Source organism: Croceivirga thetidis, assembly GCF_012272815.1.
Lineage (GTDB): Bacteria > Bacteroidota > Bacteroidia > Flavobacteriales > Flavobacteriaceae > Croceivirga > Croceivirga thetidis.
This window is the reverse complement of sequence record NZ_JAAWWL010000002.1, coordinates 248,583-265,698: the sequence shown is the minus strand read 5'-3', so window position 1 is coordinate 265,698 and position 17,116 is coordinate 248,583. Positions and strand designations below refer to the sequence as shown.

Sequence of the window (17,116 nt, the reverse complement as noted above, 5' to 3'; positions counted from 1 at the left end):
TTAATGGTTTTGTTTGGTTATTAAAGACTCGTAAATTCTTTCGAGGTCTTTTGATTTCTTCAATAGGTCTAAATGTTCCAGGGCATACTCTTGGGCCGATTTACCAATTGTACTTCTAATATTGGGATCTGAGAACAGTTTGTAAAATAGGCCAGCCATGGTTTGGTAATCCTTTTCCTTTATTAAGAACCCATTTTTTGAATCAGTCACAACATACGGAATACCACCATGTTCGGTCGCAATTACAGGTAATCCGCTTGCCATTGCTTCTACTATTGCACCAGGAATCCCTTCTTTATCATTGTCTTTTGTTGTAACACTAGGATGAGCGAAAACATCTGCTTTTTTTAAGAGTTGCATAAACTCATCTCCATGACTAATCGCTCCATGAAATCTAACGAAATCGCTTATATCCAATGATTTGGCAAGATTGACCAAATAATCCTTTAGCGCTCCTTGACCTACAATATCATATTCAAACTGAAAATCATCTTGATTTTGTTTAGCATGTGCCAAAGCTCTCAATACCGTCTCATGACCTTTGACCTCTAATAAACTAGCAACAGTGAGTATATTTAATTTTGAAATATTTGCCTTATAAATTCGTGGTAAACTAAATTTCTGGGTATCTACACCATGATAATGAACTGTCACTTTTTCTTCGGGAAAACCCATTTCCAATAGATCCTTCTGCATCTCATCTGTCATTGCCAAAAAAAGGTCGTATTCCGCAATTATTGGTTTATAAAAGAACTTATAGAAGTGTTTGAACTTTACTGGTATTACCGAAACATCATACCCATAACATGAACAGATTTTAGGTACATTCATCTTTTTTGTGACCGGCCTAAACACACAGGCATCGGTAATAAAATGTCCATGTATGATATCAGGGTTTATAGCTTCGATCTTTTCTTTAAAAAAAGCAACTTCGTTTGCCAACATTACTTTTGCTGAAAGAATGTTCTTTTTTGGAGGGTGATATACCTTAGCAATCGACTTCAACTCGTCAATAAAGTCAATGGTGAATACGGAATGCTCGTATTTAGGCAACATGTTAATCTGGTTGACGATAAAAGTTTCCGTCGACCCTGGAAATTTCCGTTCTAAATGAAGAATATTCATGCCAATTCTTTTTTGGTATCTGTTAAAACGGGAATTAAATTTCTCTCCACTACATACTTCCACTTATACCTTTCATTTCTTTTTTGGATATCGTTGGAATTATAGCTATCGATGGTACCACACATTTTTTCTAGCGCAGTACAAAAATCTTCTGAACTGTCATTTATAAGCAGGCCATCCTTTTTGGTAACTATTTCTTTGTTGGCGGTTGTAGCAGTTGCTATTATTGGCAATCCAGATACCAAGTATTCATATGTTTTGGTCGGTGGTTGTTTGTCATACTCTTCAAAAAGGGGAATAAAAGATATTCCAAGATTTGATTTATCATAAATCGTATACAACTCGTGCTGCGGAACGTATCCGTACATTTTAATATTATTTCCTAAGTTGTTCTGTTGGATATAAGCGTCAATTTCTTCCTGTTCTCCGGTATCAGAATCACCGACAATTCTAAAAATATATTTGTGCTCGTCCTTTTTTGAGCTTAGAAACTTATGATAACCTTGAACGCACTCCATTATTTTTCTGCGTCCGAGTGTTCCGACGTACAGTAAACTCAATTTCTCATCTTGTTTTTCAAAATTGATTTTGAAAGACTCCCCCCCTAAGGGTAAGATTTGATAATTTTTAAATCCAATTCTTTGGGCTACTCCACGACTAATGACCATTACCTCAGAAAAAAAGAAAAGTTCAAATCGAAGGATGGAATCACTTACTAATTTTTTCAATCCTCCATGTTCTACGTGAAGTGTGTCTATGTATAGAATATATCTTTTACCCGATATGAGAATTTTCAACAATGAAATTCCCAAAAAATACGTACCAAAGGCCAAATGACACTTTGATAGTTCTGCCTTAATTGCATTAATTAATCGCAAAGTTCTTCTAACCTTATTCCCGAGTCTTGATACATGTTTTATCTCAATCCCGGTCATTTTAATTTCGGGTCTCTGATAATCCCAACCTAAATAGCAAACATCAAATTTATTTTGTAGGTATTGGCAATGTTTGAACAAGGTTGTACTGTAACCAAATTGATCCTTTGCGACCACCAATATCTTCTTTTTAGAGCTCATATTTTAAATAGAAAATGGCTATTCTTTGTTTTATCGGTCACCCTTTAATCTTCATAACCAGACTATAAAGTCCATTTATCCATGGATTTAGTATGAAATACATTCTTTTCGGATAAATCTGGGGTACACCAGCAAAACCTTCTTTGAACTTATTTATGTTGGTTACTTGATCTCCATCTTTACTAATCAGACTATATCCGCCAAGGTCAAACCACTTATGACCCCTTTCTTTGCAAAGCAGCATGGCCTTGTAAAACAAACTGTGCATAATCGGTTTTTTTCGAAACTCAGGACTTGAAGCACCAATATCATAATAGGCAAAGTCATCTTTAAATAGTATCACAATACCACCCATCATTATATTGTCCTTATTGTAAATGGCCAGTATTTTACCATATTTTTTTTCTTGGAATGAATTCAAAATTTCACAAAACGAATTTGCCGTATCTAAAAATTGATTTTCAATCCCTCGTGCATCAATCATTTCATCGAATATGGAGGCAAACTTTTTCACCTCAGAAGTGTCATTTATCTCCCGTACTTCAAAGCCTTCTTTAATCCCTTTTTTTACACCGCGTTTATTACTATTTTTAAATGAAGTAAGAATTTCATCCTTACTCTTTTCTAAATTTACCGCTATGGAAAAAAGGTTTTTATCGTTTATATATTGCTTGAACCTAGCCCTTTTGTAAAGTGCATATTCCAATGATTCTGTAACTGATGAAATAACGCTGGGATGCGTTACTCGGAGCACGGCAAATCTGTTTTTCCTTTTGTAATATTTTCTTATTATTTCTACACTATCAACAAAAAGTTCAGAAGAATCGCATAATGGACCCCAGAGAATATTGGCAACAATCCGATTCTCAACTATGGTACTAACTGCAAGTAGTTTACCATCATTAGCGTATAACATAAAGTAATTTACCTTACGATTTGGTTGAGACAATAATGGCCAATCTGGATGTTGCGTAAACTTGGCATTATTGTATTCATCAAACATCGTCATCCATTGACTACGCTGATTTTCCGTTAGTTTGAAGGTAAATATGTGTTTGTGGTTAGTGTTCATATTTGTGGTCCCAATCAATATTATTCACATTAGGTTTTAAATCCCAAGGCCCTAGGCCATTCAAACTCAAATCCTTCATATTTTAATAAGCAACGCACCGCAATTTTCAACCAATTTTTAAAACCATTACCATAACCTAATTTGAAGCCCAATTTTGTATAAAATATCAATGCTCGTAAACCAATCGGGCCTGCTTTTTTGCCAAAGAAAACGTACTGAGTTTTTAAAACCTGTTTTAATTGTTCTTTGTCATAAATGTTCGATGTTTTGTTGGCATTTTCGATTCTTGACATCAAATCAACTCCTTGCTTATAGATCCCATAGCGGGTAATCATCTCAGAATTGCAAACAGCGTCATGGGTCAAAAGCTCATCTTCGCTAACTTCTAAACCAATTTTATTCAATTGAAACTTATATACTCTCTTTACATGTTCAAAAGTCTCCTTGGATTTAGAATTAAAAAATTCTGTGATACTATTTTCAGCAATCCTATAGCTGTAAAGAATTTCTGGCAAGATTGAAATACGAAAATGATGTGAGCATTGGGTTACAAAACCATAGTCCTCACCTATACGCAGTTGTTCATTGTAGGAAAGGTTGTATTTCTTAATCAATTCATTCCTCAGCATTATCGTTGCATTAGGAACGGCGGCCGGTCTAAATAATAAAGATGCTTTTATGTATTCCGGATTTGAATTCAACGAAGTTTGTTCAAAACTTCCGTTCTGATTAAATCGTTCAATTTGTGTTCCAACAGCACCTATTTCCGGATTTCTGGATAGAAAGTCAACTTGCTTCTCCAATCTTTGAGTATCGCAAGTGTCGTCACTATCCATCCAACATATAAAATTTCCATTGGAATTTCTTAGACCTACATTTCTTGTAAACGCGACACCTTTATTATCCTTATTCTCAAGATAAATCAACCTATTGTCCTTTTTACATAAAGATTCGGCAATCGACTTTGAATTATCGACTGACCCATCATTAATAATCAACAGTTCGAAATTGTCATAAGATTGATTTAAGATGCTTTCCACAGCTTCTTCAAGATAATTCTCAGCGTTGTAAACAGGCATGACCACTGAAACCAAGGATTTTTTATCATTTAGTTTCATCAAGAACAAGTTTACCGTTGATTTTTTCTTCCTTAAAATTTTTACTTGCCCTTTGGTACATGGCCAAAACCAGAACATTACAGAATAAGTAATGGTGATGATAGACCGAATACCAAGTCAATGAGGTTATCAATAGCAGCCATAAATAATATTTCAGGTAATAATAATTAGCATCTAAAGGAACCGTGATACTTAAAATCCAAATGACTATAAAAGACAAAATAGCCAAGACTCCAAATTGAACGTAAACCGTAATGATACCTAGATCTGACAAAAAGTATTCTTGGGTGTATTGCAACATATCTACAAACGAGCCATAATTGGAGACTCCGGAATACGCCACTCCATTTCCAAATATTCCAGTTGTTGTGTTTGGAGAAAACTCGGTTAGAAAATACTTTCCAGCTTGTACGCGAATATAATCCTTTCCCTGTCCTAAATCGTCGGTAGTTTGTTCTTGAAGCCCTTTAACTAATGGTAAGTCGGTATTGAGAATAAGTAGGCCCGCTAACAAGAACATTAAGGCCAAGAATGTTTTCTTAACAGGAGATAAACTAATGATTATATGTAATATTAAAATTAGAATGACACCAGCAATAAACTGACGTGTAACCTGAAGAATAGGGGCTAGAATTCCAAACATTGAAAATAAAATCCAGAGCCATTTCTTGAGGCCTTTGGCTGTCAATGATTTTGTAAAAGCAAGAAACGTGGAAAGATACAATATACCCCCAGCCGGAAAAATTATACGTACCACTCCTCTGGATTCAATGAATTCATCTCCCCATAAAGATTTTCCGAAATAAATGGTGGATCCACTGACGAACTGAAAGGCATATAGTAAAATGTAAACAATTCCAAATCCGATAATGATTCTTTCCAATGTTTGAAGCGAAATAGTTGAAGACACCAAAAAGAAATAAAAGAAGATTATGAAATATTCGAATGTTGCCAATAGAGAATCCTTGATACCTTGATCCCAAAAAATCACTGCCATGAAAATTGAAAAAATCACGGCAATCAGTAATAAATAAACAGGAAAATTAAATCCAAAGGGTGGTTTAATCATATGAGGTAACGACAGTGTCACCGCCACAAGAACACTTAAATATTGTAAATAGTTTAATATTGAATCTTCTACAAAAGCTGGTTCAAAAAATCGAATTGAACCTGCCATAACAAAAATGATAGCCAATAAACTTAAAATCTTTCTCATGTGGTTTTAAGTTTTTTGAAAATACGGGTAGTGTAAAATGTGAACATACCCAAGACTGTTACAAATAGTAGAACTTTTTGCCATAAATTGAAATATGCCGCTGACAAATAAGCAAAAAGTCCGAAAGCTAAGACCAATGCAATTGTTTCAAGTTCTTTTTCCACTTTGAGTTGAAGCTTGCGTTGAAAAATTACCCAAGCATATATTAATCCGGCACCAAAAGAAATTATATATGACCAAGAAAGGCCTTGAGCTCCATAGTGACTCCCTAAAAAAAGAGAAGGCGTGCAAAGAAAAAAGTAGACAATTCCAAAACGAAGTATCAACTTTTCCTTATTCGTAGCTCCCAAAATTGTACCGATAAAACTATCGACTGAAGTGAGAAAGACATACCAAACCTGAATCTGGCAAACCAAGATCGCACTATAATACTCTTCTTTGAAAATAGCTTTAATTAAATCTTCAGAGAAGATGGTAAACGCAAAACAGCCAAAGGCTGAAACCAACATGTAGAGTCGAAAACCTTTTGCCACATTGAACCTAAACTTGTCAGGATTTTTTTCCCACATTACGGCAAGGTTAGGAAAAAGAGCAGTCAATAACATGGAAATCACCAAACCTACGGGGCCAATAAATCTCTGAGCCAAATTAAAATAACCAATCTCTTCGTTTGTGGAATTGAGATCCAAAAAATTATGTGTCAAATTCGTAAGTGGCAACATAACTAAAATCATGGCTAAATATGGCCAACTTTCCCTCATGAGGGTACTTACTGATTCTTTAAACCTCTTTATAGAACCCTTTATAAGATTATTGGTTAGCAAAGTGAAATATAGTATTGCACATTTAACAAAGTTTGCTGTTACATAAAGTGCAAATAAGGTTGTTGCCGAAATCTTTTCCAATGGAACAAAAAACACTATTGCAAACCACAAAACACTGTAAATAAGACCAATAACAGATATGGGAAATATCCTCTGATTACCGGTAAAAATCCATTCAAATAAGTATGAAAAACAGTTGAAGAGTGAGAATAGAAATATTAATCCTACTTGAGTAGCATTAAGGGTTCCAAAAAAAGAATTGTAAACGAGATAAAAACCTGTTAAAGCAATGATTGCCAAAAGACGAAGAAGGCTGGTGTTTGACAAATAGTCTTTAGCCAAATCTCCGTTTCTAGCAACGGAACGAATCACAATATTGGTATTGCCCAAGTTCCCCACTTTTACAAGCAAAAGACCTTGAGAAATTAAAAAGGTATATAGGCCATAATCCCCAGGAGAAACAACACTGGTTATCTTCAGAATAGTAAATACACTGATTAATTGACTTAAAACAGATCCAATCGTCAGGAAAGAGAAATTCTTAAAAACTATGTTTGAGAAAAGTTTTCTAATCATTTCTACAGTATCAAGGAGTAACTAGGCGTTTACCCCGTACTTGTTTTTTCCGAAATACTGATACCCATAATTGGCCCCTTTTTGCAACACACTTGAATTTTTAACGTAGTTGAAAATAATGCTGGGATTCACCAACTTTTTATGAATTTCAGTTCTTTCCATGTTTTCTAATACCGCTTCTGGGGTATAATTGTGTCTAACTACTAAAAGGGTTCTTTCGACATAAGGGGCAAAGAATCCGAAATCGGTTATTATATTTAGTGGGGCTGAATCAATTATTACAAAATCATTATCCTTTTTTAAATGCTCTAAGAAGTACTCAAATTTTTGGGCATCTAAAACACTTGCATAATTTTTAAAATATTTACCAGCGCTGACAATTTTAAGATTATCATTACCGTAGACCAGATAAATTACTTGATTTAACTCTTCAATGCCTTTGAAGAAATCTAAAAGTCCTAAATCGTTTTCCAATCTATGATTTCGAGAAATTCTGGGCTTCAAAAAGTCAGAATCAATTAATACCACCTTCTTTCCTAATTTGGAAAGTGTTCTCGCAAGGTTTTCAGAAACAAAACTCTTCCCTTCTCCTGGTATTGAAGAGGTCACCATTAAGGTTCTGCATTTTGCTTCATTCTTGTACAATCCGAGTTGAATTCCCAAACCCCTAAAAGTATTATCTAGAAGTAGCCTATCCTTACTTCTAATCCTACTGGTTTTGGCAATTTTAATAAAAGGAATCTCAGCCATTACTGGCAATTTGGTATACTTCTCGATATCTCTGCGATAAAGTATCTTATTATTAAGGAATTCTTTTTTAATTACATAAACCATACATGCTCCAAATCCTAGAATTAGAGCAATCAAAAAAATGATTGATTTTTTTGGACTAGTAGGAATGGAAGAATGGTTTGGGTGTTCCACAATATTGGCCTCATAAAAATCTGGAACACTTGAAAGTGTAATTTCTTCTCTTTGGTTTTGCAAATAGGTAAACAAATTGGTTTCAACTTCTTTGCGACGTGTCATTTCAACCAATTGTCTTTCTTTTGCTGGTAATTCTTTTAAGGAACCACTAAATTTTCCAATGTTGTAATTAACATTGCCCAAGGCCGCCGTAAGGTTTTTACGTTGACTTTGAACATTTTCGATAATACTGGGTTTTAATTTATCAATATCCCTTTTCACAGATTTCAACAAAGGATTATTTGCTCCAGTAGTCTTTTTGAGACGTTCATATTCAATCTGTGAATTGTATAACTTCTCTAGAAGCATATTAAGGTTTGGGTCATTTACCCCAACGCTTGAAGGTACGCTGCCACTACCATTATCAATATATCCTTCAACCTGATTTAATACAGCGAGTTGTGTTTGAAGACCGGAACGTTGACGATCAAATGCGCCAACATCACTTAAATACAATTTACCCTGCTCACTTAAGTCAATTAAACCCTCGGTGTTTCTTAACTCTTCTATTTCCTTATTAAGATTTGCAATCAAACTTGAAACACTATCCATTCTTTGTTGAATGTAATTCATAGTTGTTTCCGCAATTTTCATTTTGTTATCTGAGGCACGTTGGTAATAAAATTTAATTACCCTATCCATTATGGCTTCACCCATTGCTGGTACAGAGTGCTCCAGTTCAAGTTTAGCTACAGTTGACAACTTACTAGTCGATTCAACTTCCAATCCATCTATCAGGTCTTCGACTACAGCTTCCCTATCATATAGTTCGAAGTAGAAATTTTCGCCAATTCTGAGATCTTCTTTTTTAGGAACGAATTTGACTTCTGTTTCCTTAACCGGAATCCAAGTATTAAGGTCATATCTCTTTCCTTCGAGGAGAACCTGGCCATTTTCTATTTGAAAGTAATACTTGTTTGGTTCATCAATATCTTCCCAAACCAAGGGATCAATTTCCTTATATTCAATTGAGAATGATTCTGCAAAAACTGGCTTGTCCTTTGGGCTAGTATCAACCATTATCCCAACGGATAAATTCATATCATCAACAACTTTACTCAAAATATCCCTTGATCTTAAGATTTCGATTTCATTATCAACAAGCTGCTTGTTCTGAAATGGATTGATAACATCGGACATTCGAGCGTTTGCCGCACCCTTTTTCATATCGTTGATAAGGATGCTCGAAGTGATTTTATATTGAGGTAATTGGGACCTAATGTAAATCGCTGAAAATAATATGGAAGTGGAAAGAACAATAACAAATAAGGGCCAATACGACCATACCGTCGACATAAAGTCTTTCAACTCTGCCAATTCAGAAGATTTCGAATTACTCATAAATCTATCTCGTTGTTATTACTAAGATTGCCAATGAAAGTGAACTTAAAATTACAGGAATCCAACGAATCGCTGCAGTATTGGCATCTACTTTATTCTTGGTAGGTTTTACGTATATAACATCATTTGACCTAAGAAAATAATAAGGTGATTCTAAAATATCATCTGAAGTCAAATCGATTCGAACCATAAATTTACCGTAGCCATCCTTTTCAAGTTCCCGCATCAAGAGCACATCTTTTTTATTACCGTCTATTGTAATATCACCTGCTCTGGCCAAAGCCTCTAATATTGAAATCTTTTCATTTGGAACCGTTATCACTGTTGGACTGTTGACTTCGCCCAAAACAGAAACCTTAAAATTCAGATTTCGAATTTTTACGGAAGGTTCAACTAAAAGTTCCCTGCGTACCAATTCTTTTTCAAGAAAATCTTCCAGTTCCAACTTGGTCATTCCCGCCACCTTAATGCTTCCTAAAACTGGTATTTTCAGGTAACCCTCGGTGTCGACCAAATAGCCAGAAAGTTTTGATAATTGACCTGAGGCAGTAGTAGTTTCGAAAGTAGACTGAAGCGAAAGATTGAACATTTCTGATGCTTCAGGATTAATACTATTGACACTGATTCCTAATAAATCGTTGGCTTTTATCTCCGATACCCCTACAGGAGCATTAAACTCATAGTTTTGGGGAACATCGTTAAAGTAAGTCGCATCCTTCAAATTCCCACATGATGTGAAAATGAAAATTGTTAAAACGATGATGAATTTTGGCCAATTGTTCTGATACACTTCCTTTGCTAATGCCTGCATCTAATATCCCATGTTTTTGTATTCAACAATATTTTTGAGCGTAAGCCAAATAATTTTAAGGTCAAGACCAAAAGTCCATTTAGTGAAATAAAATACATCCATCCTGATTCTATTTCTTATATCATTGATGGTTTTAATCTCTCCTCGATAACCCATGACCTGGGCCAAACCTGTGACACCGGGCTTAACGTAGTGACGTAGTGAATAATATTCTATTAAGTCCTCAAAAGAGTTCATTTGCGTGACCATGTGGGGTCTGGGTCCAACTACACTCATTTGGCCCAAAAATACATTAAGAAATTGGGGCAGTTCATCAATATTTGTTTTTCTGATAAAACGGCCAACTTTTGTTATTCTTGGATCTCCTTTTTTCGCCATTTGCTTATCACTAAGCGTATTGACACGCATAGACCTAAATTTATAGCAATAAAACTCACCCCCTAAATGCCCATGTCTAAGCTGTTTGAAAATTAGGGGCCCTTTTGACTCTGCTTTAATTAGAATTAATAAAAGTGGTGTAAGCCAAGAAAGCACTAAAACAATTACTAAAGTTGAGAAAACAAAATCAAACACACGCTTCAACACTCGGTATTGCGGTCGAACGATTTTAATTTCGTCAATACTTACAGTAGACCAGAGGTCTAACCAATCGTCAATGGAAATAAGATGTTGAAAGCGGTCATGAGATTTTATTCTCGTTCGTTGAGGGGTGCTTTCAAGTATGGCTTGAATATCCATTTGGTAGTGTTTGTTTAGTAATGGTTTTGTTAATGGTGTTATTATGGTAATCTAAATTCAAATTTCAGCCAATTAAACCCCTATAAAAATAATTTTTGCCGAATTACAAATTTCATCGGTTAACTGCTTTATTAATTAGTAACAAAATTAATACCTAGGTCACATCCTTACCAGTAAATTTGTGCGTATATAGAAAGAAAATTTGGTAAACTTCATTCCTCGATTTATCATCATAATTATGAGAACTTCTTCTTTAGTTTTCCTTCTTCTTAGCCTTATTTCATGCTCCGGACAGATTAAAATGAAAGTCCAAGGCGTATTCACAGAGGCTGAAGGAGAGATATATTCAAATAGGGTTTTGTGCAATTTTAGCTATCCAAACCATGTTAACGAAACACAAATGATGAATGAGGATGTATCACAATTTTATCGAGATGTAATCCTTAGTGGAGTTGCAGATAGTGGTAGGTGGGATAATTTTTATGATTTTAATGGTCTACTACCTCTGAATCCTTCACAGACAAGTCAGCGTTATGAGCCACATTACAGGCGAGCTAATAGTGCACAAGAGGGAACCTACCCAAATAATAATTATAGTTCGGAACGTTTACATGAAGCGGCAAATTTAGCCTTTGCCTTGAGTTTTTCTGAGGTTGACTATGAAATTGCAGGTATCTCCAAGCCATCCAACACAATTGCCAAAGAACTAGCAAGAGCGGTTTGGAAAGAAATTGTGGCTATGGCCAATGACGACAAACTTGATGCAAGCAATGGCGGTGCTAATCGAGAGTTAGGCGAACCCGGTAGAAATAATCCAAGTTATGGCCAAACAATACGATTTGATCATACACCTCAAACAGCAAAATCAAATAGGGTTGGCATACAACGAGGGGAACCTTTTTACATATCAGCAATGAAAATCGTTAAGGTTCTTCATTCGTACGGACTTATAAAAGAAATCATCAAAGATGAATCTGATTTCACTCAAAATGAGGAGTTTGTAAACTATTGGATTTTAGATTGGACGAGATGGGCATATGCCCAATACAATCGTTTTTTTGTGAATTCATTCGGAACAAATTGGCGAGCCTTTGATGGAAACTTTTCACCTACACAATCATTTGCAGGCTCTGGAATTGATCAGGCCTATACTTATTTTGATGGTGATGGAAATGGCGTTAATCGGGTTACTGAGGCTCAGCGATTTACATTAAACAATCGTGAACTTATATACCCTCTGTTGGTCAAAACCTATGCTACGTATTTCGATGATAAAGATTTGGAAGCTTGGGCTTATGATGTTTTCAAAGTTTATGTAGCCCTTGGTATCTACCCTGATGGCACCCATCATGAAATGTACCGTCTTGGAAGCAATTCAATTACCAATAATTTTCCCATGGTCTATCCAGAGCTCTCTTCGGCGATATTATTGGCTTGGGCCCGTACCCATGAGGTCGGAGTAAAAAATGGTTCTTTGAGTGATGCCGACAAATATTGGTCCTATACCTCTAGTATGGGGAGTGATGAATTGTATCGAAGTCCTTGGGAAACCCCAACGAGTGGGGGTTCAAAGGGTTTGGAGTTGGTATTGGAAAATATAGCTGGCTATCTAAAAGGCGAAGATGAAGGTGGAGTTGTCGGGAATAGATACAACCAAAATGGAATTCTTATCGACAATCGAGACCAGACCATGACAGCTATTTACGCGATGGCAAATCGCTTTTACAATAATCAGTTGTTCGAGGACATTATTGAAAGAAATGGTTATCCGACCTATAGACCGACAAGTCTTGCTGGTTTACCAACAGAAGCTGGGGCTGGTTGGGGTCTGTACCTAGCAATGGGTGGTGAGACAGCTATTTTACCCGCGAATCAAAATTCAAATTCGGAATGTGGAAATATTGCTTTTCCAGATTCTGATTCCTCAGATGACAATGATGATGATTCGAATGAAGATGGTGAGAATACAGAAAACGATACGCTAAGTGAAGAAGAGGTAAATCAGCAATATGCAATAGTAGCCGAAAATCCAGTTCGGGAATCAACTATAAGAATTCGAAAGCAGAATGCCGATTGTGTTAACCTCAAAATTTTCGATTTAACGGCAAAATTGTTATTCTTAGAAAATCGTTGTGGAGAAAATATAGACTTGGATGTTTCCTTTTTACCGAGAAACAACCTTTACTTTTTGCAACTTCTCAATTTAGAGCACAACCAGACGTTTAAACTGCTATTTTAAAGTGCCTCATCCATAATTTTTTGAACTACCTCGGGGTTCAACAAAGTAGAGGTATCACCTAAGTTACTTGTCTCTTTAGAAGCAATTTTACGCAAAATTCTACGCATGATTTTTCCGCTTCTGGTTTTTGGTAATCCAACGGTAAATTGAATCTTATCGAGCTTAGCAATCGGACCTATTTTATCGGCTATCTGTTGATTAATCTCCTTACGAAGGTTATCCCTGTCCCTATTTTCTCCCGTCTCTTTTAAGGTCACGTAACCATAGAGGGCATTTCCTTTTATATCATGTGGAAATCCAACTATTGCCGATTCAGCAACAGCAGGATGTTCGTTGATGGCATCTTCTATTGGTGCGGTACCCAAATTATGTCCTGAAACGATTATGACATCGTCAACTCGACCCGTAATTCTGTAATAGCCTACCTCATCTCGCAGTGCTCCGTCACCGGTGAAATAACTATTCTCATAGGCCGAAAAGTAAGTGTCTTTATAGCGTTGATGGTTACCCCAAATAGTTCTTGCAATCGATGGCCAAGGAAATTTGATACACAATCGACCATCAACTTGATTACCGAAAATCTCATTCCCATTTTCATCCATCAAAGCAGGTTGGATTCCCGGCATGGGTAATGTAGCATATGTTGGTTTTGTGGGCGTTGAAAATGGAATAGGTGAAATCAAGATTCCCCCTGTTTCTGTTTGCCACCAGGTATCTACTATTGGACATTTTTTTTCACCGACATGATCATTGTACCAATGCCATGCTTCTTCATTTATAGGTTCTCCGACAGTACCCAAAACCTTTAAACTGGATAAATTCCTATTTGAAACAAAATCCAGGTTTTCTTTTGCCAAGGCACGAATAGCAGTTGGAGCCGTGTAAAATTGCGTGATTTTATGTTTTTCAACAATTTCCCAGAAACGACCAAAGTCAGGATAGCTAGGTACACCCTCAAACATAACCGTGGTTGCTCCATTTGCTAGCGGACCATAAACGATGTAAGAGTGTCCGGTTATCCAACCAATATCAGCAGTACACCAATACACATCATTTTCTCGATACTGGAAAACATTTTTAAAGGTAAAAGCGGTGTAGACCATATAACCTGCCGTGGTATGCATCATACCCTTTGGTTTGCCGGTAGAACCTGAAGTGTACAAAATGAACAAAGGGTCTTCGGCATCCATAATCTCGGGTTCACATTCATCACTGGCATCATCCAAAAGTGGCATTAACCATTCATCACGGCCTGATTCCATATGTATGTCAGAATTTATCCTTTTTGCCACAAGAACCTTTTCGACACCCGGACAATTGATTAAGGCCTCATCAACAATTCCTTTTAAATCAATGGTCTTTGAACCCCTATAGCTACCGTCAGAGGTCAAGACCATTTTTGCTTCACAATCGTTGATGCGAGTTGCCAAAGCGGTAGCCGAAAAACCTGCAAAAACCACTGAGTGAATAGCGCCAATTCTAGCACAAGCCAAAACTGAAATCGCTAATTCAGGAATCATCGGTAAATAAATAACAACCCTATCCCCTTTTTGTATTCCCTTGGATTTTAAGACATTGGCAAATTGACTTACCCGGGCATGCAACTGATTATAGGTAATATGCTGGGCGTTCTCATTTGGGTCGTTGGGCTCAAATAATATCGCCGTTTTGTCACCTCTAATGTGAAGATGCCGATCAATACAGTTTTCAGTAATGTTCAATTTCGCTCCCTCAAACCATTTGATTTCAGGTTTGGTAAAATCCCAATCCAAAACCTTGTCCCAACGCTTGCGCCATACAAAATGCTCCTCTGCTATTTCTTCCCAAAACGACTCAGGATTACGTACCGATTTACGATACACTTGAAAATATTCTTCGAGATGTTTGATATGGTAGTTGCTCATTACTGTAAATGCTTTGTATAAAAATAAAAAATGTCAATTGAAATTTAATGCTTGGAAGCATCCCCAACCCCACTTGGTATTCGGATATTTTCGACGATTTCTTTCACATCATCAGGTGGTGAAGGAGTAAACCTAGATACTATTAGAGCCACTCCGAAATTGACCAGCATACCTATGGTACCAAAACCTTCTGGTGAGATGCCAAACCACCAATCGTTTGCAGTACTTGCCTCTGGGTTACCTATCCACCCCAATTTAAACCGGGCGATATAGTAACAGGTAATTGCTAAACCGGAAATCATACCCGCGATGGCACCTTCACGGTTCATTCGCTTACTGAAAATACCCATCACAATTACAGGGAAAAATGATGATGCCGCCAGACCGAAGGCCAAAGCAACCACCGATGCCACAAAACCAGGAGGATTGATACCAAAATAACCAGCCACTATGACAGCCAACAATGAAGACAACCGCGCTATTAGAAGTTCTTTTTTGTCTGAAATTTCAGGAGCAAATTGCTTCTTAATAAGGTCATGGGATATTGAAGTGGAAATCACTAAAAGCAAGCCAGCCGCTGTAGAAAGTGCCGCAGCCAAACCACCTGCTGCTACCAACGCAATAATCCAATTGGGCAAACCAGCGATTTCAGGGTTTGCCAAAACTGTTATATCCCGATCCACATATAGTTCATTAGCGGTTTTGCTTGGGTTTGAAATCAAACGTTGACCATTCGTTCCTTTACCCTGAATAAACAATGGCTTTTTACCATCTAAGGCTGAACCCGGTAAATACTGAATCTTTCCATCTCCATTTTTATCGGTCCATGCAATAAGTCCTGTTGCTTCCCACTTTTTGAACCAAGAGGGGATATCACCATATGGGGTGTCTTGAACAGTTTCCATTAAATTGGTTCTGGCGAAAACTGCTATTGCTGGTGCTGTTGTGTACAAAATGGCAATAAAAAGTAAGGCGTACCCAGCAGATTTACGGGCATCTTTGACCTTTGGTACGGTAAAAAAACGAATAATAACATGGGGCAATCCCGCAGTACCTAACATAAGGGCGGCGGTAATCATAAAAACATCCATGGTCGATTTCGTACCATCGGTATAAGCCGTAAAGCCCAAATCGGTCATTAATCCATCCAATTTATCCAAGAGGTACACTCCATCGCTTCCAGTTGAACCCATACCTAGTTGGGGAATTGGATTACCAGTAGCCATCAGGGAAATAAAAATTGCAGGAACCATAAAGGCGAATATCAAAACACAATACTGGGCCACTTGGGTATAGGTTATCCCCTTCATTCCTCCTAAAAAAGCATAGAACAGAACAACAGCCATTCCAATATAGACACCTGTATTCACCTCAACATCTAAAAATCTTGAGAATACAACCCCTACCCCACGCATTTGGCCAGCCACATACGTAAAGGATACAAACAGCGCCGCAATGACAGCTACTGTTCTAGCCAAATTGGAATAATACCTATCACCAATAAAGTCAGGTACTGTAAACTTTCCGAACTTTCTTAGATATGGGGCCAAAAGCAGTGCCAATAAGACGTAACCTCCGGTCCAACCCATTAAATAAACGGATCCGTCATAGCCTGAGAAAGCAATAATCCCAGCCATACCCAAAAAGGAGGCTGCGGACATCCAATCTGCCGCTGTTGCTAGACCATTGGCCAAAGGAGAGACCCCACCACCTGCGATATAAAATTCTTTGGTTGAAGCTGCACGCGACCAAATGGCAATACCAATATATAAGGCAAAAGTGAGTCCAACGATAATAAAGGTCCATGTTTGTATACCCATCATTCGTCTAGATTGTATTTCTTATCCAGTCGGTTCATCAATCGTACATAAACAAAAATCAAGACGACAAAAACATAAATAGAACCTTGTTGCGCAAACCAGAAGCCGAGTTTGAATCCCCCAAGGTTGAAGGCATTTAATTCATCTACCAATAAGATTCCAAAGCCGTAAGAGACTAAAAACCAAATGGAAAGAAGAATTGCTAAATATTTAAGGTTGGTCTGCCAGTATTTTTTTCGGTCGGTTGGTTGCATTACCGAAAGATATGAAATCAAAATGCCAAACCACAA

Annotated in this window: 13 protein-coding genes; 1 reads left to right on the top strand and 12 read right to left on the bottom strand. The window is 37.0% G+C overall.

Annotation, left to right across the window (positions count from 1 at the left end):
• The 9 genes from HCU67_RS08845 to HCU67_RS08805 are packed head-to-tail and all read right to left on the bottom strand — an operon-like array spanning position 1 to position 10,863.
• A complete protein-coding gene (locus tag HCU67_RS08845; RefSeq protein ID WP_168552271.1) occupies positions 1 to 1,125 on the bottom strand; it encodes a glycosyltransferase in 1,125 nt (374 codons plus the stop codon).
• Positions 1,122 to 2,201 carry a glycosyltransferase gene (locus HCU67_RS08840; protein ID WP_168552270.1) on the bottom strand — a complete coding sequence of 360 codons (1,080 nt, stop codon included), beginning with the start codon at positions 2,199 to 2,201 and terminating at the stop codon, positions 1,122 to 1,124. The genes HCU67_RS08845 and HCU67_RS08840 overlap by 4 nt, the downstream gene beginning before the upstream one ends.
• Positions 2,202 to 2,238: 37 nt before the next feature.
• Positions 2,239 to 3,273: a lipid II:glycine glycyltransferase FemX gene (locus HCU67_RS08835; RefSeq protein WP_168552269.1), complete on the bottom strand. Its 1,035-nt coding sequence runs from the start codon at positions 3,271 to 3,273 to the stop codon at positions 2,239 to 2,241.
• A gap of 29 nt (positions 3,274 to 3,302) precedes the next feature.
• Positions 3,303 to 4,391 carry a glycosyltransferase family 2 protein gene (locus HCU67_RS08830; RefSeq protein WP_168552268.1) on the bottom strand — a complete coding sequence of 363 codons (1,089 nt, stop codon included), beginning with the start codon at positions 4,389 to 4,391 and terminating at the stop codon, positions 3,303 to 3,305.
• Positions 4,378 to 5,607, bottom strand: a complete 1,230-nt coding sequence (locus tag HCU67_RS08825; protein ID WP_168552267.1) for a hypothetical protein — start codon at positions 5,605 to 5,607, stop codon at positions 4,378 to 4,380. Before HCU67_RS08825 ends, HCU67_RS08830 begins: the two co-directional genes overlap by 14 nt.
• Complete coding sequence (locus tag HCU67_RS08820; RefSeq protein WP_168552266.1) at positions 5,604 to 7,007, bottom strand: oligosaccharide flippase family protein; 1,404 nt, start codon at positions 7,005 to 7,007, stop codon at positions 5,604 to 5,606. Before HCU67_RS08820 ends, HCU67_RS08825 begins: the two co-directional genes overlap by 4 nt.
• A 21-nt stretch (positions 7,008 to 7,028) precedes the next feature.
• Complete coding sequence (locus HCU67_RS08815; RefSeq protein WP_168552265.1) at positions 7,029 to 9,314, bottom strand: GumC family protein; 2,286 nt, start codon at positions 9,312 to 9,314, stop codon at positions 7,029 to 7,031.
• 4 nt (positions 9,315 to 9,318) lie between these two features.
• A complete protein-coding gene (locus HCU67_RS08810; protein ID WP_168552264.1) occupies positions 9,319 to 10,125 on the bottom strand; it encodes a polysaccharide biosynthesis/export family protein in 807 nt (268 codons plus the stop codon).
• On the bottom strand, positions 10,126 to 10,863 hold the full coding sequence (locus HCU67_RS08805) for a sugar transferase (RefSeq protein WP_168552263.1): 738 nt from the start codon (positions 10,861 to 10,863) through the stop codon (positions 10,126 to 10,128). It abuts the gene before it with no gap.
• 301 nt (positions 10,864 to 11,164) lie between these two features.
• Between HCU67_RS08805 and HCU67_RS08800 the strand changes: the two genes are divergently transcribed.
• Positions 11,165 to 13,102 (top strand): hypothetical protein, encoded by a 1,938-nt coding sequence (locus HCU67_RS08800; protein WP_168552262.1) that lies wholly within the window; start codon positions 11,165 to 11,167, stop codon positions 13,100 to 13,102.
• Here HCU67_RS08800 and acs read toward each other — a convergent pair.
• From acs to HCU67_RS08785, 3 genes are read right to left on the bottom strand one after another with little or no spacing between them, the layout of a single operon-like run.
• Positions 13,099 to 15,006, bottom strand: a complete 1,908-nt coding sequence (gene acs / locus HCU67_RS08795) for an acetate--CoA ligase (RefSeq protein WP_168552261.1) — start codon at positions 15,004 to 15,006, stop codon at positions 13,099 to 13,101. The genes HCU67_RS08800 and acs overlap by 4 nt on opposite strands.
• A 44-nt stretch (positions 15,007 to 15,050) precedes the next feature.
• Positions 15,051 to 16,826, bottom strand: a complete 1,776-nt coding sequence (locus HCU67_RS08790) for a sodium:solute symporter family protein (RefSeq protein WP_168553466.1) — start codon at positions 16,824 to 16,826, stop codon at positions 15,051 to 15,053.
• Complete coding sequence (locus HCU67_RS08785) at positions 16,826 to 17,080, bottom strand: DUF4212 domain-containing protein (protein WP_168552260.1); 255 nt, start codon at positions 17,078 to 17,080, stop codon at positions 16,826 to 16,828. The genes HCU67_RS08790 and HCU67_RS08785 overlap by 1 nt, the downstream gene beginning before the upstream one ends.
• Between the last annotated feature and the right edge of the window lie 36 nt (positions 17,081 to 17,116).

Excerpts from the sequence above, each read along its gene's own strand:
- HCU67_RS08845 (WP_168552271.1), bottom strand. The coding sequence starts at position 1,125 with ATGAATATTCTTCATTTAGAACGGAAATTTCCAGGGTCGACGGAAACT.
- HCU67_RS08840 (WP_168552270.1), bottom strand. The coding sequence starts at position 2,201 with ATGAGCTCTAAAAAGAAGATATTGGTGGTCGCAAAGGATCAATTTGGT.
- HCU67_RS08835 (WP_168552269.1), bottom strand. The coding sequence starts at position 3,273 with ATGAACACTAACCACAAACACATATTTACCTTCAAACTAACGGAAAAT.
- HCU67_RS08830 (WP_168552268.1), bottom strand. The coding sequence starts at position 4,391 with ATGAAACTAAATGATAAAAAATCCTTGGTTTCAGTGGTCATGCCTGTT.
- HCU67_RS08825 (WP_168552267.1), bottom strand. The coding sequence starts at position 5,607 with ATGAGAAAGATTTTAAGTTTATTGGCTATCATTTTTGTTATGGCAGGT.
- HCU67_RS08820 (WP_168552266.1), bottom strand. The coding sequence starts at position 7,007 with ATGATTAGAAAACTTTTCTCAAACATAGTTTTTAAGAATTTCTCTTTC.
- HCU67_RS08815 (WP_168552265.1), bottom strand. The coding sequence starts at position 9,314 with ATGAGTAATTCGAAATCTTCTGAATTGGCAGAGTTGAAAGACTTTATG.
- HCU67_RS08810 (WP_168552264.1), bottom strand. The coding sequence starts at position 10,125 with ATGCAGGCATTAGCAAAGGAAGTGTATCAGAACAATTGGCCAAAATTC.
- HCU67_RS08805 (WP_168552263.1), bottom strand. The coding sequence starts at position 10,863 with ATGGATATTCAAGCCATACTTGAAAGCACCCCTCAACGAACGAGAATA.
- HCU67_RS08800 (WP_168552262.1), top strand. The coding sequence starts at position 11,165 with ATGAAAGTCCAAGGCGTATTCACAGAGGCTGAAGGAGAGATATATTCA.
- acs (WP_168552261.1), bottom strand. The coding sequence starts at position 15,006 with ATGAGCAACTACCATATCAAACATCTCGAAGAATATTTTCAAGTGTAT.
- HCU67_RS08790 (WP_168553466.1), bottom strand. The coding sequence starts at position 16,826 with ATGGGTATACAAACATGGACCTTTATTATCGTTGGACTCACTTTTGCC.
- HCU67_RS08785 (WP_168552260.1), bottom strand. The coding sequence starts at position 17,080 with ATGCAACCAACCGACCGAAAAAAATACTGGCAGACCAACCTTAAATAT.